Source organism: Bifidobacterium moraviense, from assembly GCF_012932365.1.
Lineage (GTDB): Bacteria > Actinomycetota > Actinomycetes > Actinomycetales > Bifidobacteriaceae > Bifidobacterium > Bifidobacterium moraviense.
In genome coordinates, this window is sequence record NZ_JAAIIH010000009.1 from 51419 (window position 1) to 75543 (window position 24125).

The 24125-nt window shown below is 60.7% G+C and carries 24 protein-coding genes; 13 read left to right on the forward strand and 11 right to left on the reverse strand.

The genetic code is table 11. The features are described from left to right. Nucleotides 1-42: 42 nt before the first annotated feature. The 4 genes from G1C96_RS06590 to G1C96_RS06605 all read right to left on the reverse strand — a co-directional run bounded on the left by G1C96_RS06590 (nt 43) and on the right by G1C96_RS06605 (nt 3177). Nucleotides 43-171, reverse strand: coding sequence for a lasso RiPP family leader peptide-containing protein (locus G1C96_RS06590; protein WP_106426817.1), 129 nt, complete (start codon nt 169-171; stop codon nt 43-45). A 170-nt stretch (nt 172-341) separates the two neighbouring features. Further along, nucleotides 342-1025 (reverse strand): ATP-binding cassette domain-containing protein, encoded by a 684-nt coding sequence (locus G1C96_RS06595; protein WP_043164790.1) that lies wholly within the window; start codon nt 1023-1025, stop codon nt 342-344. A 246-nt stretch (nt 1026-1271) separates the two neighbouring features. Continuing rightward, on the reverse strand, nt 1272-1979 hold the full coding sequence (locus G1C96_RS06600) for a response regulator transcription factor (protein ID WP_032743799.1): 708 nt from the start codon (nt 1977-1979) through the stop codon (nt 1272-1274). A 16-nt stretch (nt 1980-1995) separates the two neighbouring features. Then, nucleotides 1996-3177 (reverse strand): sensor histidine kinase, encoded by a 1182-nt coding sequence (locus tag G1C96_RS06605; RefSeq protein ID WP_223847978.1) that lies wholly within the window; start codon nt 3175-3177, stop codon nt 1996-1998. 789 nt (nt 3178-3966) lie between these two features. Here G1C96_RS06605 and G1C96_RS06610 point away from each other — a divergent pair. After that, nucleotides 3967-4458, forward strand: a complete 492-nt coding sequence (locus G1C96_RS06610; protein ID WP_169275832.1) for a hypothetical protein — start codon at nt 3967-3969, stop codon at nt 4456-4458. A gap of 134 nt (nt 4459-4592) precedes the next feature. Continuing rightward, the gene (locus G1C96_RS06615; RefSeq protein ID WP_470287131.1) at nt 4593-6107 is read left to right on the forward strand and encodes a ParB/RepB/Spo0J family partition protein; all 1515 of its coding nucleotides are present in this window, start codon (nt 4593-4595) and stop codon (nt 6105-6107) included. A gap of 115 nt (nt 6108-6222) precedes the next feature. Here the strand turns inward: G1C96_RS06615 and G1C96_RS06620 are convergent, their stop codons facing one another. Together G1C96_RS06620 and G1C96_RS06625 are read right to left on the reverse strand one after the other, a co-directional pair. Continuing rightward, complete coding sequence (locus G1C96_RS06620) at nt 6223-6555, reverse strand: hypothetical protein (protein ID WP_043164796.1); 333 nt, start codon at nt 6553-6555, stop codon at nt 6223-6225. Between the two features lie 28 nt (nt 6556-6583). Next, a complete protein-coding gene (locus tag G1C96_RS06625) occupies nt 6584-7090 on the reverse strand; it encodes a hypothetical protein (RefSeq protein WP_052119034.1) in 507 nt (168 codons plus the stop codon). Nucleotides 7091-7379: 289 nt separating this feature from the next. On the opposite strand from G1C96_RS06625, the gene G1C96_RS06630 reads away from it, so the two are divergent. From G1C96_RS06630 to G1C96_RS06680, 11 genes are all read left to right on the forward strand, one after another. Next, nucleotides 7380-7784: a MobC family plasmid mobilization relaxosome protein gene (locus tag G1C96_RS06630; protein ID WP_043164798.1), complete on the forward strand. Its 405-nt coding sequence runs from the start codon at nt 7380-7382 to the stop codon at nt 7782-7784. Continuing rightward, nucleotides 7775-9226 carry a relaxase/mobilization nuclease domain-containing protein gene (locus G1C96_RS06635; RefSeq protein ID WP_044088992.1) on the forward strand — a complete coding sequence of 484 codons (1452 nt, stop codon included), beginning with the start codon at nt 7775-7777 and terminating at the stop codon, nt 9224-9226. The genes G1C96_RS06630 and G1C96_RS06635 overlap by 10 nt, the downstream gene beginning before the upstream one ends. A 51-nt stretch (nt 9227-9277) precedes the next feature. Further along, nucleotides 9278-10180, forward strand: a complete 903-nt coding sequence (locus G1C96_RS06640; RefSeq protein WP_043164800.1) for a PcfB family protein — start codon at nt 9278-9280, stop codon at nt 10178-10180. 39 nt (nt 10181-10219) lie between these two features. After that, complete coding sequence (locus G1C96_RS10250) at nt 10220-11218, forward strand: hypothetical protein (protein WP_223847977.1); 999 nt, start codon at nt 10220-10222, stop codon at nt 11216-11218. After that, nucleotides 11218-12675, forward strand: a complete 1458-nt coding sequence (locus G1C96_RS06650; RefSeq protein ID WP_052382036.1) for an antirestriction protein ArdA — start codon at nt 11218-11220, stop codon at nt 12673-12675. The genes G1C96_RS10250 and G1C96_RS06650 overlap by 1 nt, the downstream gene beginning before the upstream one ends. 18 nt (nt 12676-12693) lie before the next feature. Next, nucleotides 12694-13407, forward strand: coding sequence for a hypothetical protein (locus tag G1C96_RS06655; RefSeq protein ID WP_043164802.1), 714 nt, complete (start codon nt 12694-12696; stop codon nt 13405-13407). Further along, on the forward strand, nt 13404-13712 hold the full coding sequence (locus G1C96_RS06660; protein ID WP_043164804.1) for a hypothetical protein: 309 nt from the start codon (nt 13404-13406) through the stop codon (nt 13710-13712). The genes G1C96_RS06655 and G1C96_RS06660 overlap by 4 nt, the downstream gene beginning before the upstream one ends. Continuing rightward, nucleotides 13709-14143, forward strand: coding sequence for a hypothetical protein (locus G1C96_RS06665; RefSeq protein WP_052119036.1), 435 nt, complete (start codon nt 13709-13711; stop codon nt 14141-14143). The genes G1C96_RS06660 and G1C96_RS06665 overlap by 4 nt, the downstream gene beginning before the upstream one ends. Then, nucleotides 14140-15807, forward strand: a complete 1668-nt coding sequence (locus tag G1C96_RS06670) for a VirD4-like conjugal transfer protein, CD1115 family (protein ID WP_043164807.1) — start codon at nt 14140-14142, stop codon at nt 15805-15807. The genes G1C96_RS06665 and G1C96_RS06670 overlap by 4 nt, the downstream gene beginning before the upstream one ends. Before the next feature lie 158 nt (nt 15808-15965). After that, on the forward strand, nt 15966-16934 hold the full coding sequence (locus tag G1C96_RS06675; RefSeq protein ID WP_223847982.1) for an amidase domain-containing protein: 969 nt from the start codon (nt 15966-15968) through the stop codon (nt 16932-16934). A 129-nt stretch (nt 16935-17063) separates the two neighbouring features. Then, complete coding sequence (locus tag G1C96_RS06680; RefSeq protein ID WP_146143583.1) at nt 17064-17378, forward strand: hypothetical protein; 315 nt, start codon at nt 17064-17066, stop codon at nt 17376-17378. Between the two features lie 226 nt (nt 17379-17604). Here the strand turns inward: G1C96_RS06680 and G1C96_RS06685 are convergent, their stop codons facing one another. From G1C96_RS06685 to G1C96_RS06705, 5 genes are all read right to left on the reverse strand, one after another. Continuing rightward, nucleotides 17605-18843, reverse strand: coding sequence for a hypothetical protein (locus tag G1C96_RS06685; protein ID WP_223847975.1), 1239 nt, complete (start codon nt 18841-18843; stop codon nt 17605-17607). A gap of 21 nt (nt 18844-18864) precedes the next feature. After that, complete coding sequence (locus G1C96_RS06690) at nt 18865-19938, reverse strand: CHAP domain-containing protein (RefSeq protein WP_223847973.1); 1074 nt, start codon at nt 19936-19938, stop codon at nt 18865-18867. 515 nt (nt 19939-20453) lie between these two features. Continuing rightward, the gene (locus tag G1C96_RS06695) at nt 20454-22850 is read right to left on the reverse strand and encodes a VirB4-like conjugal transfer ATPase, CD1110 family (RefSeq protein ID WP_043164811.1); all 2397 of its coding nucleotides are present in this window, start codon (nt 22848-22850) and stop codon (nt 20454-20456) included. Continuing rightward, nucleotides 22843-23223: a PrgI family protein gene (locus tag G1C96_RS06700; RefSeq protein WP_043164813.1), complete on the reverse strand. Its 381-nt coding sequence runs from the start codon at nt 23221-23223 to the stop codon at nt 22843-22845. Before G1C96_RS06700 ends, G1C96_RS06695 begins: the two co-directional genes overlap by 8 nt. A gap of 40 nt (nt 23224-23263) precedes the next feature. Next, entirely contained in the window at nt 23264-24109 is an 846-nt protein-coding gene (locus tag G1C96_RS06705) for a VirB6/TrbL-like conjugal transfer protein, CD1112 family (protein WP_169275833.1), read from the reverse strand. Nucleotides 24110-24125 lie beyond the last annotated feature (16 nt).

The window sequence follows — 24125 nt, forward strand, 5'->3', positions numbered from 1 at the left end:
TCCTGATACAGCTAGGGATCATCAATATATGCAGGGTTTCGGTCAGTTCGATCCCCAAGGGAACGGGGCCTTGGCTCCGCCAACATCGACATAGTTGCCGAACCATACGCCATTGGTTGCTTCCTTGAATGATGCGATGACCTCAACGACAGGAGGCACATAATCCTTCATCTTCGTTCTCCTCATGTTCTGTATATGGAACCGGATTGCATGCCGGTGCATGCCATTCCAGTTAACCTGATTTGGATGGTACATCCAAGAATGTGTTTGGTGTTTGTCATCTTCGGATGACAAACACCAAACACATGGACCTATGGGAGCGGGTGATCCGCCGGCGTTTTTCAGTCTTCCTTCCAGAGCTGGCCGCGGGAACCCTCTTTTACCACGGTGCCTTTATCCAGTACCACAACATCATCGGTAATCGGCTTCAGTCTGCCGTCCGGTTCGGATGCGATGAGCACCGCAACGCCACGATTCGCCTGCTTCCGTATCTGCTCGCAGATCCAATTCGTGCCCGATTGATCAAGTGCCTGGAGCGGTTCGTCTACGATCAGGGCTTTGGGGTTGGGAAGCAGAGCTATAGCGAATCGCATTTTGAGGACACCGATCGGAGCGAGATCGTGGAGCTTGACGGTGAGAAGATTCTGCAGTTCGGTCATGTGAATGATCCCGTCAAGAAGCGAATCAGACGTCCCGGCCCAGAGCGCCTTCCAACGAAGATAGGTTCCGGCCGAGTAATACGGGGACAGTGAAATGGCTTCGGGCATTGCACTCACAACGTTTTTTGGTATACGGGATGTGCCATAGGGTTTGCCACAGGTGGATATGCATCCGGAATCCGGGATATCCAGTCCCAACAGCATCCGGAGAACAGTTGTTTTGCCGGCGTCATGCGGTCCCATCAGAACGGTGACTCGACCTGCATAGGCGGCAAATGAGATCCCATGCAATTCGCGACCGGCATGATTGAATGAGACGTTCTCAAACGCGATGATGGGTGAAGCCGAATCGGGCAGCTGGCACATCGTTTTCCTTTCTTCGATTGACCCGAGCCGCAATAATCGAAGTCCCCCCCCCTAACGGTTTTTGGATACTGCCCTATCTTAGGGGATGGCAGAAGTGACGTGATATATATGCTAGGTTTGTTCCGTTCGCTTGAGCGATGGACATAGACAGTTAACCAGTTCGCTCTATTCTCCAATAAAAGGATTGTGGTGTTTGTCATCTGAAGATGACAAACACCACAATCCTTGAGATGAATATCGTGATTTTTATGCTGGTTTGCCGCCTGTTATTTGGTCCAGCCCCGATTGATACCAGGCTATGGCGATTTGAACCCGGTCCCGCATGTGCATTCTGGCCAATATGCGGCTTACCGTGCGCCGTACCGATGTCGTTTCGATGAATAGGCGCTCCGCGATTTCCTGATTGGACAAGCCTGCCGCCACGAGTTCCGCGACTTCACGTTCCCGCTTGGAAAGTCCGTCGAATAGGCTTCGTAGCAGCTTGATGCGGGTGTTGTCCGATATGGGCCGAACCCCGCGATTGAGCACTTCACCGGTGATTCTCGGTGTCAATACCGCATCTCCGTTATGCACGGCGTGTACGGCGTCACGTAGCTGTTTGGGGGTCGCATCCTTGAGCAGGAATCCGGATGCCCCGCGCGCCAATCCGTCGAAGGCGTAATCGTCCTCATCGTATGTGGTCAGGATCAGTATCTGGATTTGGGGGAATTGCTCCTTGATGATGCCCGTCGCCTCTATGCCGTCCATGACGGGCATGCGCACGTCCATCAGAATCACGTCAGGCAGTTGCTGCGGTGATTGCCGTAGGAACTCGATTGCTTGGGCGCCGTCCGCGGCCTGTGAGCTGACGATGATGTTCGGATCGTTGTTCAGCATCATCATGAAGCCGGTGCGCGCCCCTCGCATGTCATCGACCAGCATGACCTTGATGATGTCGTCTCTTGCATCCTTCATGGTTCTTCCGTTTCTTTCAGGGGATTAGTGCCTTGACCGCCCAGCCATTGCCGTATGGCCCATAGGACAGGGTGCCGCCCATTTTCGCAAGGCGTTGGGAGAGTCGTTGCAGTCCGGTTCCACCTGTCGGCTTCCCGCTTTGACCGGATGCCTCGCCGGTGGTGTCGTGTCCGGAGACGTGTCCATCGTTGCGGATCGTGATTGCTGTTCCGCCATCACGGTAATGATTCCAGGAGACGGCAATGCGGGTCAGTCCCGCGCCGTGCCGAAGGGCATTGGTCAGTGCCTCGCGAGTGACGGCGAAGCATAAATCCGAACGGCGGGGATCCTCGACGCGTCTTCCCGTTTCGGTGAACACGACGATGATTCCGGTTGAGCGTATGTGTTCCAGTACGGGTCTGATATCGTCCCAATCCCGTAAACGAAGGATGTCATCCTGATTCACTGGTTCAAGACCGACCTGTTCCAAAGACGGCTGCGATTCCTCTTCATTGAAGACCTTTAAGATGCGGCGCGTATCACCCAGACTGTCCTTCGCAATCGATGTGATCTCCGCTAAGACATCGGCCAGTTGCGGGTCGGAATAGCCGCCGTTCCTTATGCAGTCCTCGCCTCCCTGCGATAACGCGATGATCGAGGTCAATCCATGACCGACGCTGTCATGCAGTTCGTTGGCCATGCGAAGGCGCCGTTCCGTACGATTCTTCTCCTCCGCCAGTATTGCGGCCTTTCGCCGTGCCTCGGACAGCAGCCTATTCGCCGTTCGCCGTTCCCGCACTATGGACAACAGTGAGGATGCGATGCCGGCCAAAGCGACGGAATACAGTAACGCCAAATACTGAGGCTGTAGATAGGAGGGATAGATGCATTGCATTGCGATCATGCAGATCATGGCCAGATCGCACATGGCCTGGGCATACAGGGGAAGCCGAATGCACAGATAGAGCACCAGGATAAGCGCGACCTGCGTGTATGAGTGCAGGCCAACGCCGAACAGGACGCCCAGGGAGAGTTCTATGAATTCCAAGGCCAGCAACGCCACGGGGCTTCTGGACCTTAACGTCACGTTTATGGCTCCTAAAACCAGCAGTATGAGGAAGTACCATATCCCCGCTCCCTCGTTGAGGAACCGGATAAACGAATATCCTGTGCCGATTGCCATCCGCTCTTTCACATAATCGCGGATCAGCACGCCCATCGTGCCAACGATGCAGATCAGAGTCGTCGTGAAACGAAGCAGGCGTTCCCCTTTGAGCTGACGAAGCCATAGGATCAATCGATCCCGCGGGGTGACGGCCAGCGTTTGTCCCCCATCTGATGACTTACCCCGGCGTGAGCCCATAATGAGGCGGTTCCTCGCAACCTGCACCTTACGCCTTCTTCGTTGTCCGAGAATACAGCTCTCCCATTATCTACGATTCGAGGCTCGCATGTCCATGACCTGGCTCCTGTTTGACATCTACGGATGACAGTAACTTATCGCGGACTTCCCGCTCCGCTTGCGGAGAGAATGCTCCAGGCGGGGCTGTTCGACATACTCTCCGCAATCGGCGCGGGAACGCGGCCCCGGGCCATGCGCTACGCGCATGACCGTGTTGCTTGGCCGCTCGCATGCTCGCGGCGGTGGGCCGCGCGGAATCTGACGAGGGGTTTGCGGCCACCACCAGCATGCCATGCGCTCCGTCTGTGTTCCCTGCGCCGTGTCCCGCGCCGCTCCCGTGCCTGCGCTGCGACGGCGGACCAGCATGCCGTCTTCGCTACGGCCCGGATCGTCGCGGTCCACGCCTCCGGTCTCTCCGCCTACGCGCATGGCAGGCGGGTGGTGTCCGAAATGGAAACCACACGGAAAGGACCGATGGACATGAACGACATGGTGGACACCCGCATGGCGGGAACCGGACTGGCGAAACGCGTACGCGACGGGTTTCTTCAGGACCGGCGTGAACTTGGACCGGCGCAAGCGGCCGACAAGTGGTTCGCGCCCCTGATGGACAGGTGGAACGGCCTGCTGTCGCGCGACGAGGGCGGCTTCTCCCATGAGGAGCGCGTCACGCTGGCGGTGCTGATGACCGAGTGCCTGAGCATGCGGGACGCGCTGATACTCGCATCGCTGCGCGAAATGGGCGGCGGCGAACTGCACATGCTGTACGCCCAGCCGCATTCGATGGAATCGGCGGCCGTGGTCATGCGCGAACTGTCACGGGCGTTCAAGGACGCCGACTACCAGCCGGACACGCGACGCGGGGAACGCGCGACGGCGTTGCTGGAATCGGTGACGGCCGACGCGCCGGACGGATACGAGGCGCAGCCGATGGCGTCGTGCGCGTACCTGCTGTGGATGGCCGACCGTTCGACCGCCGCCGCGGTGCGCGCGCTCAAGGCCTTGGCCTTGGATGACGACTGTTCGCTGGCGTCCCTCGTGCTCGCGGCCAGCGAACACGGCATCCGCCCCGCATGGACGGAACGCCGCCGCCACTGAACGTCGGCCGCGGATTCAATCCGGTCGGGGCTTCCGACGCCGGAAGCCCCGACCAATCCCAATCATCCGATTTTTTCAAGGAGACAATCATGGAAACCGCAATCATCGAACGTCCCGTAATGACCGACGAGAGCATGGACGAATCGAACATCGTCATGCTGGACGTGGGTCTCATCGACCCGAACCCCGCGAACCCGCGCCGTGACGTGGGCGACGTGTCGGAACTCGCGGATTCGATACGCGCGCAGGGCATCCGGCAGAACCTGCTCGTCACTCCCACGCCGCGGGGACGCTACCTGCTCGTCATCGGGCATCGTCGCCTCGCCGCCGCCAAACTCGCCGGATTGAGCCGGGTGCCCGCCGTGGTGGCCGATTTGTCGGAACGGGAGCAACGCGAGCTCATGCTCGTGGAGAACAGCCAGCGCGCCGACCTGACCGTCATCGAGGAGGCCGACGGCTATCAGGGGCTTCTCGATTTGGGCGTGGGCGTGGACGAGGCGGCGCAACGTACCGGCCGTTCCGTGTCATTGGTGCGCCGACGCCTGAAGATAGCCGCCATCGGCGAGAACGCGCGAAGCAAGGCCGGAACCGCCCAGCTGAGCATCGACGACTGGGAAACCATCGCCGACTTCGACCGGTATCCGGACCTTCAGGAACGGCTCGCCGAGGCGGCGGGCGGCAAGAACTGGAACATGGCCGTCAAGCACGCCCGGCAGGAGCGGACATGGCGCGAATGGCTCGACACGGCGAGAGCCGAATTGGAACGCATGGGCATCGACGCGGCCGACGAACAACCGAACACGGACGGCTGGTATGACTCGCCGAAGGGATTGCGACGCACCACGATGCTGACCACGGGCGACATCGCCAAGGCCATCGACGCATGGCGCGACTCCCATGACGGTGCCACGCCCGTCGTGGGGGTGCGGGCCGAAGGCGCGTCATGGGCGCGCGGCATCGTCCTGTACGAGACCGTGGACGAGGAGGCGGAGACCGCGGCCCGCGAGGCGCGGGAGGCGCGTTGGCGAGAGGAACGGGAACGCGAGGAACGCGAGACGGCACCGGCCAAGGAGTTCGCGCGGGCAAGCCGTGATTTGCGCATCGCGTTCGTGACGCATCTCATGGAACTGAAATCCCAGCCGAAAGGCATCGGCAGGGCCGTCGCCCTGCTGTCCGCGAGATTCGCGCTCGATGCGCTCACCGAGGGATTCGACCAATGGGACAGTCACGCCGAAGACGTCTGGGGGCAAATCACCGGCATCGACACGACGGGCGACGGCGCCGATGCCGAGGAGCCGGAGAGCGAGGCCGAAGACCCGTTACGCGCGTCCGTCACCGCGATGATTGCCGGCGACCCGCAACGGGCCGCGTTCGGACTGCTCTACGCGTTGGCCGAGGAACGCGTCAGCTGGGAAACGTGGCGCGGCGCGGCGACCATCGCGGAACACGCCGCGCCACTGTACGAGGCTTTGGAAACGCTCGGCTACCGCACCTCGGACACGGAGACCGAAGCCCTCAACGGCTCCCTCGCGCCAATCGATGACGACGACAATGGCGGGGATGCCGGCATAGGGCAGGACGGCGAACCGGACGACGACGGGACGTCGCAGACCGACGACGCATCCGGCGAACCGGAAGACGCCGAATAGACGACGGACTGGGCGGAACCGGAATACGGGTTCCGCCCAGTCCGGGCGCGGACGGCGAAACGTGACGGCGCATGCGCGCCCGCACCTGCCGGAGCCAAGCGGCGGCGGGTGACGCTCAGCCGTGGCGGGCGGAGCGTCGTCGGAGCCGCGCGTCGCACCAATCCATGAGCATGCTCGCAAGCACGGCCGTGAGGAACGCGGCGACGATTAACGTGAAAGAGCCGTCCAATGCCGGAGCGTCCGAGCCGGCGAGGAAATGCATGAGCAGGAACGCCAGCATGAGCAATCCCGACAGCATGGCGAACGCCGTGAACACGGAATTCGCGAGGAACACCACGAGCCGCAACGGGTGCGCGAGCAGGGCAAGGCACGAGGCCACGCCCCGCATCAGCGTGCGTATCACGCCCGTCGCCAGCGACAGGCCAAGCATCACCAGCAGCATCGGCATCGCCGTCACCTCCCGTATGTCGCCAATGTCATCCAGCGTAGCCGCCAGGACGCGGGAAACCGAATCGCAACCCCTCCGGGTCCAATCCAATCGAACCGGACGTGTCAGCATCCATGGCATCAGCCGCATTCTCCGTTGCGGCGTTGTCCTTCGTCAGGGCAGTCTCCGGCGCATCGGCGGCGGATGCCGGTCGGCCGCCGGATTCGACGGCCGAATCCGCGCCATCATGGATTTCGCCATGGCTATCGGCGGGATTGGCATGTCCGTAGTCGGGCGTGACGGCATGGAACGCCATGCCCGTCTCCCTCGGCTCCATCCTGAGCGTGCGCACAAGCTGGGCGCGCGGCATGTGATGGTCGTCGCAGAACGACTGGGCGGCGTCGCGGAATCGTTCCGCGGCCCAGCGCATGTCGTCCAGCAGGATGCCCAAACGCGACAGTTCGCCGCGTTTGCGCCGAAGCGCCTCCAACTCGGCATCCAATGCGTTGTCGGCGATGGCGCGCATCGCCCGGTTGCGTTCCCTCGGCTTCGCCATGACGGTCTCCTCACGGTGATTGTTCTTCGTTGCCCCGCATCGTAGAACGACGCCGGCCATGATGCCGGCGGACACGAAAACGGAACCGGCACCGGCATGCGAAACGTGACATGGAGTCCGCCGCGCATGGCGTGGCACGAAGGTGAAACTGACCGGTGCCGCAACCATCCCTCCCCGGAGGGGCGGTTGGTGTGCAGCAAGCATCGCCGGTGTACGTACACCGGCGCGGCCCCGCGAAGCTCGGGGCCGATCGCGGGACACCCGTGGAACCCGATATGAGGAGGCGCCGATGGGCTGGAAAGGCAACCGTTCCAGGACGATCCGCAAGACGGTCACGTTCAGCGAGGAGGAATGGCGGTGGGTGGCGGACTCGCTCAAAGTGGAGAACCGTCAGCGTATCCAAGCCGGGCTCAGGCCCGTGGGATGGATGGCGTTCGCCCGCAACCGGATCAGATGCGCCCACCGCGTCAACATCACCGTGCCCGCGAACCTGCATGACGTGAGCGCCCAACTGGCGAGGATCGGCAACAACGTCAACCAGATCGCCCGTCACGCGAACACCACGCGGGAGACGGACCTGGCCATGCTCTCGCGCGTGTTCGACGAGCTGCGCCAGGCGGAACGACTGGTCGCGGGCCTGAGCATCCGGGTGGAGACCGACGTCGACCCCAAAGGGGTGCCCGAATGGCTGTAGTCAAGATCGGCAAGATCAAAAGCACGCTCGCCCGCAGCATCGCCTACGTGACGAACCCGGCCAAGACCGACGGCTACCGGTGGGCCTCGACCACCGTCGGCGATGACATCACGGACGCCGAGTCCATCGCCCGCGGCTTCGAACGTGCGTTGGACGCCACGAAAGGCGGCTCACGCCGACGGGGCGCCGTGTTGGCGCTGCACGTGATCCAATCGTTCGATCCCACCGACCAGGTCACGCCCCGATTGGCGCATCTGATCGGGGAACGGTTCGTCCGGGAGATCACCGGAGGCACGCACGACTACGTGATCGCCACCCACACCGACAGGTCCCACATGCACAACCACATCCTCATCTGCCCGGCAGACCGGATTACGGGCAAGGCCCTGCGTCTGCGGAAAGGGACTTTGGGCGAATGGCGGAAGATCAGCGACCGGCTGTGCCGCGAATACGGGCTGCACATCCTCATGCCGGAACAGTCCGGGCGCGTGGCCCCGTCGATCGGGGAACTCCACCTGAGCGCCAGAGGCGGCAACCTCAAGGACCGGCTGCGCACCAGCATCGACACGGCCTGCATGAACGCCCATGACTTCGCGGGATTCCGCCGCGAACTCGCGACGCTCGGCGTCAACGCGACCGTTCGCGGCGGACGCATCACCTACACGTCATGCGGGCAGACCCGCGGAATCCGAGACCGGCGACTGGGCGTGGCGTACAACATGCTCGCCGTCATGGGCAAGATCCACCGGCGCACGCTCAGCGAGATCATCTTCCATGAGGCCATGATCACCCGTCGGACGGATACGGCGGTGACCGTGCGGGTGCCCGGCACGCACGGACGCCTGCACCTGGCAATACCGTGCGACCGGCTCGTGCGCGACGGAAGGATCTGGCACGCCTACCTGTCCGACGACGTCAGACAGGTGCTCACCGACGGGAACGGCGGCTATGTGCGGTCAACGGACTGCGAGAGCCTGTACGCATGGTTCGCACGGCCCGCGCTGCGACTTGAGGACTACTGTCGGCAACGGTTCGACGGCCGGGACATGACCGGCGTGAACGGGCGCGCGCTGCGTCAGGCGATCGCCTGCGACCGGCTCGCCGACAGCCTGCGCGAGCTCAATGTGCTCGCCCAAGTCATTGATGAGGGCGACGGCCGATTGGCGACGCTCGGCCGACTCACCGACTCCGTCGAACGCAACGCGAAGCACATGCGCGCCCTGATCGCGCTCATCGCCGACAACCACGATCAGGGAGCCGACGCCACGGGACTGGAAGCCCAGCTCGCCATCGAGGAGCAGGAGACCCGCAACCTGGCTTCCGACGCCCTCGCCCTGCGCCGGCTCATCGCCCGCACCGCGCCAGCCTCCGAACGCTCCGACGGCGCACGGCGCGCGCAACGCCGCGATGACGGGCATCGTGTCCGCCGCAGGAACCGGTGAGCCGGCGGAAGCTGGAACGCAACGAACCACGACGGATGACGGGAGAATCCCATGGCGGCCGAGGACCAGGCACAGGAACTCATGATGCGCGTCAGCGAGCAAGGCACACGCGTCATCATCGACGTGACCAAATACGGGCTCGACAAGGCGCTGCACCTGCTTGGCATCGGCGTGCACGCCACCGGCGAGACACTGCGGCGCATCAGGACCACCGGCAAGGTGGACGGCAAAACCCTGCATCGCACCGGCGAGCCGATCAACGTGCAGGAAGTCACCGGACGATACGCCCGGCAGCTCGAACACGACCTGAAAAAGGCCGGCATCACCTTCCACATCGAGCACGACCGCGACACCGGCCGCACCTTCCTCCACTTCCAAGGCAGGGACGCCGACGAGGTCAACCACGTCGTCTCGCGCATCGTCGAGCGCCTCAACCGGGAACTCGCCCAACAGGAGACCGCCACGATTCCCGAACCCGGTGGCGCCGACCACGCGCAGCCGTCCATGGAGACGACGCCGATGCCGGAACGGGAGGAGCCGAACCCGTTCCTCGAACCATCCGACGACGCGCTGCGCCTCGCCTTCGACGCCGAATCGCCATCGAACGGCCGGTTCGACTTCCGCACGGTGCCCTGGGACCGTGACGCCGCGATCATCACCGACCAGCTCGACCGGCTCCACATACCCCACCACACGCAACGGGTCGCCGACGACACGGTGCGCTTCACCTACCCGGCCGGCCAGGCCAGACGTATCGCCGACGCGATCGAATCCCTGACCGCACGCTCGCGGGGCCTGGACTGGAGCCGCATGGACATCCCCGCCCCGGACGGCGGCGTGCGACGCCCCAAAACCAAACAACAGACCCTGAACGACATCCGCAAGCGGGCCGGCAAACGCATCGAAGGCCAACGCCGCACCGCGCCCTCGAAACAACGCACCCGCACCCGGTGAACGGATGCGCGACGACCATGACCGGAAAGGAGCATCGCCATGCCCGAGCTTTCAGCCAACGCGCGTTGGCTCATGGACAACCTCATCGACAACGACCGGCAGGCCCTGGCGGACATCGCACGACGCGGCGAGCAATACGCGGCCGCCGGCATGCCGCAGGACAACCGGCTGGACCAGGTCGCCCGCATGGTCGTCGATGACGCCATCCGACGCCACAACCAGGCATGGCCCGACGCCGCGATCGGCTTCCCCGCGCCGGACCTCGACCAGGCCTCCGACGAGATCGCCCAACGCATCCGCACGCAGGCCGCACGATCATGGAACACGCCCGACGCCATGCAGACGCCGACGCAATGGCAGCCCGAACATCCCGGGAACACGCATACCCCGGCCCCGGAGCCAAAGCAGGACGGGACGGCCGTCGGCCGTCCCGGCGGCGAGCAGCCGACGCAACCCGCGGCCGGCGGAAGAACAAAGGAGATCTGGCCGCGCGTGAACTTCCCCAACAGCTACGTGCACCTGTACCGGATGACCTCCAAGGACGGGCGCACGTTCGACAAGATGCGCGTGGCGATACCGCAAGGCACCAGCATCCGCGGCGTGGACCTGACCGGATGGCAGCTCGACCGCTTCCTGACCGACCATGCACGGGACGCCAAACTGAACGGGCGCGACGTGACCGTCAGCTTCAAACCCGGCGAACCGGTGGAACTGTGGCGCGGCAAAGGCGAACAACGCGAGACCATGCGCATCGACGACGCATGGCAGCTGTGCCGCGCCGTCAAAGCGCAACGCATGGCCTACGCGAGGCAACACGCCGAAAACAAACCGGTCACCGCCACCGGCACCCGAACCGGCGAGGAACCGCCAGCAGCAGCACCCGGCCCGGAGAACCCCGAACAGGCGGCCGCGCAATCCCAGACGGCCGGCAAGAGCCGGACGCTCGACGCCATCAAGGACAGGGCCAAACGCCGTGCACAGACACCATCCACCACGCCGGCAAGAACGCAGGCGCAAACACAGACAAGGAGCCGATGATGGCGGAAGACGATCTGACGATCAACGTATGGGTAGGCAACCTCGGCCGATACAACGAGGGCACGCTCATCGGCGGATGGCTGCGCCTGCCCACGGACGAGCAGCGGATCGACCGGTTCCTCACCGAACAGGTCGGACTGACGCTCGACGCGCAGCAAGCCTATGAGATCGGACGCCAAGGAGGCGTCGTCTACGAGGAATACGGCATCTTCGACCACGAATACACGGGACTGCTCGCCGCACTCGACTACCGGCCCGGCGAATACGAAGACATCCACGCCCTGAACACGCTCGCACAAGCCGCCCGGATCTTCACGCAAGACCAGCCCGAAGCATTGGAGGCGGTACGGCTGGCGGCCGACATGAACAGCGTGCACGACCCGATCGGACTGGCGAACCTGCTCGTCCAATCCGAGGACATCGAATACATGACCTACGACCCGCCGCAAGGCATCACGCAGGAGAACACGCCCGACCTGGACGAGATGTACGGCTGGCATTGCGTCAACCAAAACGCCGAACTCGCGAAACTCCTTGACGGACCATACGGCATGTACTTCGACGTGGCGAAATACGGGCGCGACGCCACCATCAACGACAACGTCACCCTCGCCGACCAGGGGTTCCTGCTCGACGCCACCATCCCCGACACCAAACGGTATTCCGGTACGGAGCTCAAGCAGATCATCGACGCCTACACCGACAGCGAGCCCGGCCTCGACGCCACGATGCCGACGGTCTCCGATGCATTGCAGATGGTTGAACGCTGGGGAGACACGCACGACAACGTGATGCGATCGGACGACGCCACACGCATCACCGAACGCATCATGCGGGCCAACGACACCGATGACGAAACCCTGCGCCGACAGGTCCAAGGCCTCATCAAACCGGTGGCCGACCAGCTGGACGGCGACATGCCCTCAGGCTCTGCCACGTTCGCCAGACTCATCGCCGAACACGCAGCAGAACGCGCCAATCCCGACCAGATGCCGGCACGGGAACCGTTCCAGCTCGAATCACTGCTCGAACCCGGCGAACGCATCATGGAATACACGCTCTCCGGCACGGCGACGAACTGGGGGGCACCCGTCTACCAGTGCATCATGCCCACCGATTCCACCGACATCAGCGCAGGATTGGAGGACACCCTCCAACGCATCATCGCCGACCGGACCGGACACGGCGACGCCGCCGCGATACTCGCCGAAACCATGGGCGCCAAGCCCGCCGGCGAACTCGACCCCGCCGACGGCATCACCCCGATCGACCAGGGATACGCGCTGCCCGCACCCCTCACCTCCTTCAACCCCAAACCGGCGAAAGAGGAAGAGCCAAACACGTCGAAAGGCAAGGACACGGTGCTCGACGGCATACGCCAACGGGCCAGCCAGCGCGCCGACGACCCCACAGCCCATCCATCCGCACCGGACCGGACGAAGACCCGCAACCGATAAGCCGCCGAGGAGACCAGCATGACCACCATGGACACCGCCTACCGGCAACTGCAGGACGAACTCAAACGCCTCGGCTACGAGCTGCGCATGGAAGGCTTCGGCATCCTCCAGCCCCAAGGCTCCTACGGGGACATCGAACCACCGTACCGGCTCGTCACCCTGCGCGAGATCCCCATCGAACCGTTGCCCGAATGGTCGGCCGACGTGCACCCGCACGACATCACCTACCGGTTCGATGCCACGCGATACCAGCACGACCGCGACCAACGGGACACCGTTGACGTGCGCGACTACGAAACATGGACGCGCACCGTATGCGACGAACAACACGTGCAGGGCCGCGTGCTCATCGACATGGACAAAACGGCGGAGGAACGCATCGCCGACCTCGCCACCGCAATCCACTACATCCAATCCGCGAACCCCGCATGCCGATCCTACCCGGTGGACCGCAAGACCCGACGCAACGAACTGCCCGACCGCACTCGCATCAGCCAGCCGATTGATGACTACCGGGACCCGTGGAGCATACGGGTCATGGCCGCACGGGAACAGGCCCTCGACACGCTCGCCTCCAAACACGTTCGGGTGGCCAGAGCCCGCGCCGAATCCGACGCGCTCACCGGAGGCGGCCGTGACGCCCGCACCATCGGACGCGACGCCATCAACGCCGTCCAAGGCAAAGCCCCGAACATCGACAAACCCACCAGAAAACGCAGGCCAAGCCGATGAGCGACGCCCGATACCCGCAGGCCTATGCGCGCGGCATCCTCACCGATGACGCCAGATTCCACACCGACGGCAACGGTAGGACGACGGCAACCCTGACCGTAAACGCCGGCACCATGGACGCGCCGCTCATCATCCGCGTGCACGCAGCCGGAGACCATGCGGCATACCTACGCGAACAGGGTGCGCTGCAGGGGCGACGGCTCATCGTCCACGGCATCATCCATGAGGAGGAAACCGCCGACGAAGCATACATCCTGGCCGACGAAATGGCCCTGCACACCAGCGTCAAGGACACGCTCCCGTGAACACGGCGCGAACGATCACCATCATCGGCGCAGATGAGAAAACCAACGGCGCTCCAATCACACACGAAATCCCCGCCACCTACGATACGGGAACACCTGTGGGACGCATCCTTGCCGCGATGTGCGACGGAGGCGACACCATCGAGAACCGCCAAGGCCTCACGCGCATCACCATCGCCGCCGACGCGGGAAACAGACAGCCGACGCCCGGGCACGATGAACTTTTGCCGGCGGACACCGCCGTCATGCAGCCTGCGGCCGACGATCCGCCATGGACCAGGGAACAAACGCTCACGAACATCCGCGTCCGCGCCGAACACCGCGTCAACAGCCGGATTGCGCAGCCGGCCGATGCCCCCGCAGGCGATGACATGCGACGAGCCATGACACAGCACCGCGGCGGCTTGGAAAGAGACAGGGGAAACCAATGAAACGTCTGCAAGCCATACTGCCCGCGGCCATGGGACTGTTCACGCTGTTCTGGCTGGGCGACAAGATCGGCTACCAGATACGCGCCGACCTGGATGAAGGCATGAGCGTGATTGACCTGATGAACAGGTTCTGGCTCGACCTGTACCATCCATTCCACCTGTCCACGAACCATACCGACCTGCTGTGCGGACTCGCCGCAACGGGCGTCGGCCTGCTGATCTGGGCATACAAGTACACGGCACGCCTGAACCTGCGCAGCGGCGAGGAACACGGCTCCGCACACTGGGGCACCCCGAAGGACATCAAACCGTTCATCGACCCCGTGGAATCCCACAACATCCGATTCACCGCGACCGAACGGCTCTCCATAGACACACGACGCACCCTGCGCAACCTCAACGCGCTCCTGCTTGGCTCATCAGGCTCCGGCAAAACCCGCTACTACGTCAAACCCAACCTATTGTCCGTGGACATGAACTGGGCCGTCACCGACCCCAAAGGCGAACTCAAACGCGATACGGAACACGCCATGCGCGACCGCGGCTATCAGGTCAACACGCTCGACCTCATCCACCTCGACCGATCCGACCGGTTCAACCCCATGCGCTACATCGACTCCAAGGAACCCCAATCCGCGATCCTGCGCCTGACCGACAACCTCGTCACCAACGCCACCGGAGACCGCAAAACCGGAGACAGCTTCTGGCAGGACGCCGAAAAAGCACTCCTATGCGCCCTCATCGCATGGACCTACTACACCGAAAGCAACCCCACCCTCAACCAAGTCACCGACACCCTCGACCGCATGGGAGCCAGCGAACAAGACGAAGACAAGGAATACATCATCGACGCGCTCTTCGCCGAAACCCAAACCGAAATCCACCGCATGCGCGAACATCCCGACGACTACGACGCGGAAACCCGGAGAATGCTCGACGGGCTCGCGTTCGCATGCGCCCAATACAACACGTTCCTCAAAGGCGCCGGCGAAACCAAGAAAAGCATCATCATCACCACCGGCGTCCACCTCGCACCCCTCCAAGTGCGCGAGGTACGCCGGATTCTCGACGGCGACGACATCCGGCTCGAAACCCTCGACCAAGGCAAACGCATCATCTACCTCGAACTGCCCGACACCAATGCCACGTTCTCCTTCATCGCCAGCGTCTTCTACCAATGCCTCTTCGAAACGCTTGTACGCAAAGCCGACGCCCAACCCGACGGCGTGCTTGACCGCGACGTGCACTGCATGCTCGACGAATTCGCCAACATCGGCAAGATCCCCAACTTCGTAAGGCTCATCGCCACCATACGAAGCCGACGCATCAGCTGCAGCATCATCCTTCAGACCGTCAGCCAAGGCAAAAGCCTCTATCGGGATGACTGGGAGACCATCGCCGGCAACTGCGACAGCCAGCTCTTCCTCGGCGGCAACGAACCCAGCACCACCAAATACATCAGCGACCGGCTCGGAGACCAAACCATCGACGTCATCGAAACCAGCGAAACCAAAGGCCTCAACGGCAGCTGGACACGCAGCACCCGCAAGAACGCGAGAAAACTCCTCACCCCGGACGAACTCGGGCGCATCCCCACTAGCCAGTGCATCTACCTACTCAGAGGCATACCACCGTTCCTCAGCGAGAAGTTGTGTCATCTATAGATGACACAACTTGTATGTATCGGTCAGTCTCTTGAATATGCATGAAATCATGCATTAAATGCAAACAAAAAAAGATTATCCCGATATTGACGGTTCTCGCAGTGACGAGCTTGACGCTTCCTGCGAATGCATATGCGTATGGAAGCGACAATGTGGAGATGCAAGAGATCCAGCAGACGCTTCATCAGTATTCGCAAGAACTATTAGCCGAATATCATTCGCCGCGTACGAGGTCCAAACTGAACATCCCACTTACCGCGGAGGAACAAGCCAAAGAGGGTCTTATCAGCAAGAATGTTGAAGTCGTACCGACAATTAGAAGCATTCAATCATCAAATGACGGAGAGTATCTGATTGATGCAGATATGACCGTGAACGTGAGTCTGGACGCAGACTCGGATACTGTTATTTATGTTAATGGTAAGCGAACGGACCATCTTGACCAGAGTTGGACTTCTACGCATGTCATGGAGCTTGCCCATGTGGGAAGGCAGCGAGGGTATTCAATTATTAGCGACAAAGTGATTGATGAACAAGATTCACCGGAATATGCCGACGCATCGGATGAATTGCCGACCGAAGACAAAACACCTGCTTCTTTGGATGAAAATGGCGCATTAGAAAGTGAGGCACTCAATAAGGCTCAGACATATGCCTTCGGGGACAACTCCGTCGGAGTAAATTATATTAAGGCGATGAATTATGCCGATAAATGGACGAGTCCTGAAAATAAAGATAAAATGAATCCTGCGTATCCGTCTTTTGGCTCTAACTGTACAAATTTTGTCTCGCAGGCTCTTCATCAAGGCGGAATGACGCTGACGCGGCTATGGAATTACTCTACTGTAATGCCGGATAAGCTGACAACACGCGCTTGGATGAATGCGGATAGCAATTATTCGTACATGAAGCATTATTCGCATAGTTATGACAGTTTGGATAATGTTTGGAAAGCATGGCAAGGCAGCATATTGTATGTCGATTGGACCTCAAATAATGAAATCGATCACGCTATGTTCGTTGTGGGTGTCGTCGTAAAAAAACGGCAAAGCCAATCCAGTCATAGATCAGAAGACGGAGAATCGTCATCAAATCACGTTGACGGAGTCGTTGCAGCATGCCCATGAACAAGGAAAAAATAATATGACCTGGTATGGGCTTCAATATCGTTATGACTGAGAAAATGGACTCTGGCTGTCATGAAGAGTAAAAGGTATTTTCAGATTATATCAGTCATTGCCCTGATATATGTCTGCATGACGGGCGTACTGATGTTTCAGGTGTCCGCGGCATATTCTCAGTGGGAAGAAGACCAAGTTTTCTGGAATTTAGCGACTTTAGTCTCAGCAGAGACCGAAAAGGCGAATGCGCAAAAATTTGGATTAACTGAATTTGAAAGACCTGAACTTCCAGAATATGCAGATCCGTCTCATAAATACAGTATATTCGCATGGAAATTGCTGAAGGAGAAGAACGATATCATAGCGAGCGATGAGCTCATGAAGCAACAGACGGAATCTCATCTTGAATACGCGAACAGTGTTCTTAATGAATACAATCGTCGCAATTGATGAGATAAGGGCTATTCCATGAATTCTGTGGGATAGCCCTCGTCTTTTTATTCTTTAGAGTCTCTTTAATCTGGTCAAGTTGACCAGCCCGGCCGTGACTGCCAACGACAGATTGGTCGAATTCAACCGCAGGCTCCCTGATATGTTCGACATCGTCGAGACCGACTGGCCCGGAAACTCGACGAATACCGCAGCGCCGTCTCCTAGCCATTCTTGCAAAGTGATGTTAACCCAGCTGGTCGGGAAATGAGGGGATTGCTGATTGCTCAGGCACCTCCCAAGTGGGATTGCCTTGCGTGACTGGCGAGGATAAACCTTCCGATGATGGTGCGGACTGTCGGTTCGATGATTGGGGATCCGATCCTGACTGTGTGAAACCATCCGAATGGTCCGCATCAGATGTATCCTCGTTCTCTACAGTCGTCATGGAATCCCGGACGATTTGCATGACTTCGTTGAGGTCTTGGATGGTTCTGTCATAGACATCAAGACTCTGGTGGTCGCGCGTCATGAGTCGTGCATGGGTGATCTGCTCATTGAGTCGTGTGCGGGTGTTGTCGTCTCTGACCTTGTTCTCGGATTCTTTGTAGAGCCTATCGGCGTCTTCAATGGTTTGACTCAGTACGTTCTGTGCGTTGTCGATCTGTTGTTGTTCGTGTGATGCCTTGACCGTGTCAACTGTGTCATGCAGGTTCCTGATCTGGGTTCTGAGCTGGTTGTTCTCTCTCCCTATTTCTGCACGATTGCGATCGAGACGGTCGGCCGTCAGACTCGGATTGCAATTTTCTGTTGAGATTGATGGCTGATATTGCATGATTTTGGCGAGCAGTTCCAAAGACTTGGGATCCTGCACGTCTTTATCCTGGAGCTTCACATATGGTTCCGCCTGTTTCAATGCCTTGTCCCATGCAATCCGCACTATGTCAGCTTGCTTGATTGCATGATTGCATGACGTGAGCGCCTCCTGATGGTCATAGTTCTTCTTCGCCATGACAAGGCCTGTGGTTAATCCCGTTGCGATGACCGAAGCGAGCATGATGCCGGCGATGCGGGTAAAAGGGATATGCCGATGGACGGCCACCTCATCCGCATTGTCAGCAGATAATTCCGCCAAGGGCGCATCATCCTCGACATGTTCTCCGTCCTCCATCGGCATGCCTACCGTCGTTCCCGTCCGCTTGCCGGGCTTGGAGGCGAGAGTGTTATTGCTCCTCGTATCGCAAGGCGGCTCATCGTCGATGATGGGTGTGATGGGCAGCAGCCGATGCTCGGGTTTCCTGTCGGGCAACGGTTCCGGTGGAGCCCCAGCGGTTTCAGGATCTGCAATGGCATGCGCAGCCCACTGGTCGAGTTCCGGCCATGTACCGGGATGATCGCAGATTTGCGCAAGGAGATCCCAGTTGCCGGAATCGCTCATAAGATCGGAAAGCTCGCAAGGATCAAGTTTGGGATTGATGCGGCGCATGCTTCCTTCTTTCCCTCGGGATTAGTGGATGTAAGTGATGCTGGGATTGTTGGCCTGCTTTTTGGTAAGGGTTCTGAGCCATGCGTATGGGAGGCCGCCGCCGGATTCGCTGACGACGATGCTGCCGTCGTCCTTGATTTCCTCGACGATGGCGACGTGTCCGTAATCGGCGCTTGCGCCGAGATAGCCTTTGGCGAAGCTCGCCACGTCGCCGAGCTGTATGCCGCCGCCCGTCGGGTATCCGAATTTTCTGGCGCTTGACGCCCACATCCAGCCGTCGCCCATGTAACCGTCCACAGGTTTGCCGATCTGCAATCGGCGGGCGGCCGCCCACCATGTGCATTGGCCGATTTCATAGGTGGTGATCTTGCCTACGGGCGTGCCGGTCGCCGCCACGTCCACGTTTAGCGTTCCGGGCTGCATGACCAATGGCGGCGTGAGCTTGCCGATGGTTCGGCCTGCCGTGGCCGAGCAGCCGCCTCCCGCGTCGATGGCCAGCTTCACGTTGTCGAGATACCGTTTGGTGGTGTTGGGAATATCCGGGTATCTCATGAGATTGCCTTCGCCTGCGTTATGGGCGATGACCAAAGCCGTCAGATCGTCAAGCTCGGCGAACGGCATGCCCGGATGCTCGACTTTGAGTTGTTTGACGCCTTCCAGACGGTTTTTCAGGTATATGCCGCCGTAATGAGCATGGACCATGGGGGCGGTAATGCCTTCAGGCGGCGTCTGGTCGGCGCCTTCGGGATGTACGCCGCGCCATACGCTCCTGTTCATCTGCAACAATCCCCATGTTCCGCCGTTACTGTCGTCGGCATACGCATCCGGTCGGAAACCGGATTCCTGCTTCATGATCGCCGCGATGAAATCAGCGCTTAATCCGCTCGATCGAGCCGCCTCACTAACCCATGGCTTCGCCTCGTCCGGGACTTCGATCACACGGGCCTCGCAGCCTCCGTCATCTCCGACGGCAACGGTGGGGATGAACCACAGCAGCAGACTGAAGACCATCAGTACCGCCGCCGCGCCCAATAGAAATGGAATGCTGACCGCAGTTGATGCCGATGCCGCAACACCGGCCTTCACCGCCGTCATAGTCCGAGAAACCGTCTGCGTGACTTGTCGTGCAATCTGCGTCGAAGCTCTGGCAGCGGATTTGGTCCCGTGGACACCCGATCGTACGGTCTTGCCGAAACGCCTCGTACGTTTGGCACGAACCGAAGCCGTTCTTCCTGCCATGGCACGTGCCGTTGAACCTCTTGCGGCATGTCTTGTGCGAATAATGCCGGTCACGCCGTCGCGTACCCGGTCTGCAGGGACCATTGGCAACAACAGATCGTCGTCCTCGCTGGTCTCCGTCTGTGTCGATTGCGATTCAAGCACGGACCGTGTCGCCTTCACACCACGGTTCAAAGCGCTGACGGTTGTTGTGCCGATTGGGCGCGATGCTTCGGATTGACTATTCCTGATGGTGGTTCGTGGCCATTTTAGCCCGGTCAGCATTGGGCCATGGGAGAGTCCATTGACATGACGGACTTTCAAGCCATGAATCGTGCCGTTCGGCCGAACGAGATTGCGTGTGGCGTGGAATGAGTCGGAGGTGACGGGTCTCATTCGGGCTTCCGATCCTCGAATTTCGTGGTATACAGCCGGTAAAGCAGACTATCGGCATCGATGCGCCCGTCGAACGGTATGAACGCGGTGCCACTCTTGGCCATGCCCTGACCGGGTTGCACCCCGGTGAAGAACGCCCGCTGCTCATCGGACAGCCTCAGCAGTTCGCACAAGGCATCGGCATCCGTGGCGGTCTGGTTCAGCAGCAACAGGAAGTCGCTGTTCGCGAGCATCAGACGCGCATCCTGGTTGGCCAGCAGCTCCTCGATGTTCTGCGTGATGCCGGTGGGGCACAAGCCCCATTTACGGGCGCGCTTGTACAGGCGCAGGAAGTATTCGGCCGCATACCGGTTCGAGAACAGCAGATGGAACTCGTCCACCCACAGCCAGGTGCGTCGGCCGAGACGGCGATTTCTGACGACCCGGTTCCATATCTGATCCAGAACGACGAGCATGCCGAACGTGCGCAACCCCGTTCCCAGATTGGAAACGTCATAGACCAGGAACCGGCTGGACGTGTTCACATCGGTGGCATGAGCGAAGGCGTTCAGACTGCCGGTCGCGTAGATTTCCAATGCTCGCGCGGCATCACGGGCACCCGGCTCGTTCAAAGCCGCGAGACGATTATGCAGGGTGACGAGCGTGGGCATGCCCAGTTCCGGATGTTCCCGCACCTCGCGATACATGCCGATGACCGTACGGTCGATCAGACTGCGCTGCATGCGGTCGATTCCGTCCTGTCCGCCGATTAGCACGCCGAGCATGTTCAGCACGCTCGCGCATTTCGACCGGATCGGATCGCCTTCGGAATCATCCTCATACTCGATATCCAAAGCGTTGATATGCGCGCGCGACGATTCCCCGATCTCGACTCGCTCGCCGCCAAGACCGGTGCACAACGGCGTGAACTCACGTTCCGGGTCGATGACGATCAGATCATCGTCCGGACGGGTCAGATAGATCTGGGTGATCTCGTTCTTCGCCGCCTGGCTCTTGCCTGACCCGGTCGTACCCAAAACGAATCCGTTGCCGTTCATGCCTTTCGTACGGTCGATGACCACGGGATTGCCGGTGCGGGCGTTCGCCCCATGGAACACCCCGCCCGGCTCGAACAGCTCCTGCGACGTGAACGGTACCAAAATCGCCGCGCTCGACGTGGTCAGCGTGCGACGCATCGGCGGCAAAGGATTTCCCAATGGCAGCACGGCGTTCAGTCCCTCCACCTGCATGTAGGCCAAGGTCTCGGCCACACATGACTGTCCATCGATCGCGGCCGTCACGTCACGGACCGTCTGGTCCAGTTGCTCGCGACTGTCCGCCGACACGTCCACGATCATGAGGGAATCCACCAGACGGTCGCCGTTATGCTCCAGATCATCGCGCAGTTCGCCCGCCTGGGCCATGGATTCCTGAAGATCATGAGGCAGCATGTCCTCGGGCAGATGCTGTTTGCGGTTCTTGTGCCGCTCGTCGATGGCCTGCATGTCCATCTCGGCGATCGTCCGGTTCACGAGCTTCAACCCCTCGGCCTTGCCCCGCGGGGACAGATGGATGCCGACCGTGATGTCCGCCTTGATGTCCGTGATGGACGACACCAGCTGATCGCTCAGATAATCCGGGAAATCACGCACCAAAAGACACTGATGCCATACTTCCGTGGTGCCCGAGCTCAACCGGAGCCGACGGCGGTCCGACACGTCCACGGCGAACGGGGCCACGTAATCCTTCGTGGACATGCCATGCGATTTCAGGAAGCCGTCCTCGGTGAACGGGAACCGGACACCGTGCCGCAGCATCCCGTGCAGCACCGCCAGACGCGACTGACGGTTCAAACGGACGCCGACGCATCCGCCCACCGATCGCAGTTGCGCCGTGGCACGTAACGCGGCACGGTTCAGCAGCGTGACCGCACGTTCCCCATCCCGCTCGCGCAGCGTCAACGTCAGATACTTGTCCGTTACCGCGCCCTGCGAACGGCCGGCGAGACGCCGACGCACATTGCGGTTGAAGTCCCCGCGCAATCCATCCAACGCATCGCCTCGGAGCGGCATGGCGATGCTACGCGTCACCTCCTCGGGATCCAGCATGCGCGTGGCGACCGTGATTTGGACACCCATGTTCTCGCCGACCGAATTCAGGAAACGACCCCACCGGTCCACGACGTCCAGCTGCTGATCCTGGGTCGCGACCTGATAATTGATGTCGCTGATTCGCAGAGACACGCTCCACCGATCGCCGCCAAGGAACGCGATGCCATTGGACAGCATCGAATCATAGCCAAGCAGCTCCTTCGATGAACGAGGCATGCGGCGATTCCCGGACCGCCGGTTCCCGGCCTTTCCGTGTCGCTTGCCGTTGCCTTTGACCGCCTTGCTGCCGCTGATGTCAGACATGACGACGTGCCTTCCTTCCCTTGATTCGTCTACGGGTCTTCTCCTTCAACGACGGTTTGCCGGGAAACCTCGCGGGAACATAGGATTCAAGCAGATAGACCTTCGGACCGAAACGCTGGCGCAGCATGTATCCCAGATACCGTTCAGGCTTCAGTCCCTTCGGACGCCACCAGCCCCACAGCGCGAACGGCAGGCACACCGCAAACAGCAGATACGACCCTAGATCGGACAGTCCCAACGACCAGAACAACGCCGCCTCGCCTCCGCCCAGGACGAGCATGCACGCGGCGGCCGCCAGTTGGCGCCAGCTCAGGCCCCACATCACCTTCGCCTCGACATTGGCGATCTCCTTATATACGCGCATCTGCAGCATGAAAGAATCCTTTCCGATTGGGTCCGGTTGTGGTAGGCGGCTACTCGCCGCCGGCTATGGCCCGGCTGACACGTTGACTCACCGCGATCACGAAGAACAGCAGGATGCCCGCCATCATGAGATTGCCGAAGTTGCCCGTCACCCATGCCACCATGCCCTTGTCCGCGGAATTCGGGATTTTCACGGCATCGACCACGATTCGCTGATAGAACACCAGACAGATGAATACGCACACCGCATTCACCGACGTGCGCGCATACGACTTGAAGAAACCCACGCCGATCGGCTTGGTGTCCTCATGCACCAGAAATGCGAATGGCAACGACTGGAACGCCGTCAACGCATACAATTCGATGAACCGCACATATAGCACCACCGTGAAGACCACCGACGCCAACTGGGACAACAGCCACGGGATCACCAGCAGAAAGAACAACGCCGCCTGTCCCATCACCCCGGCGTCGCGAATCTGGTCGCGCATCAGATCACCCAGCTGACCGCCGTCGCCCGTCGCCTCATACGACATCTGAGAGGACACGCCCTGCATGAGGAACTGCGTGACCTGATTGAACATCCGAATGAATAGGCTGGCGTTCTGCACGGCGATGAACACCAACGCGATCTTGAACATGGTGCCGGCCACGATCTTCACGCCCAGATCGCGGTCCGCTTCGATGCGCGTCGAGTTACGCGCCAGCTCCAACGTGAACATGACCGCGAGCACCACCGACGTCAGAGGCTTGACGGCGACTCCATGCACGTTCACCGCCAACTGGTAAAGAGCGGGATTCCACGTCTCCGGCGCCTGAGACAACAGCCCGGCCGTAATCGAACCGGCACCTCCGCCGCCGATCATGTTGAGCATGGCTACGATGAAGTCCTCCACGGCAGGCCCCGAATCA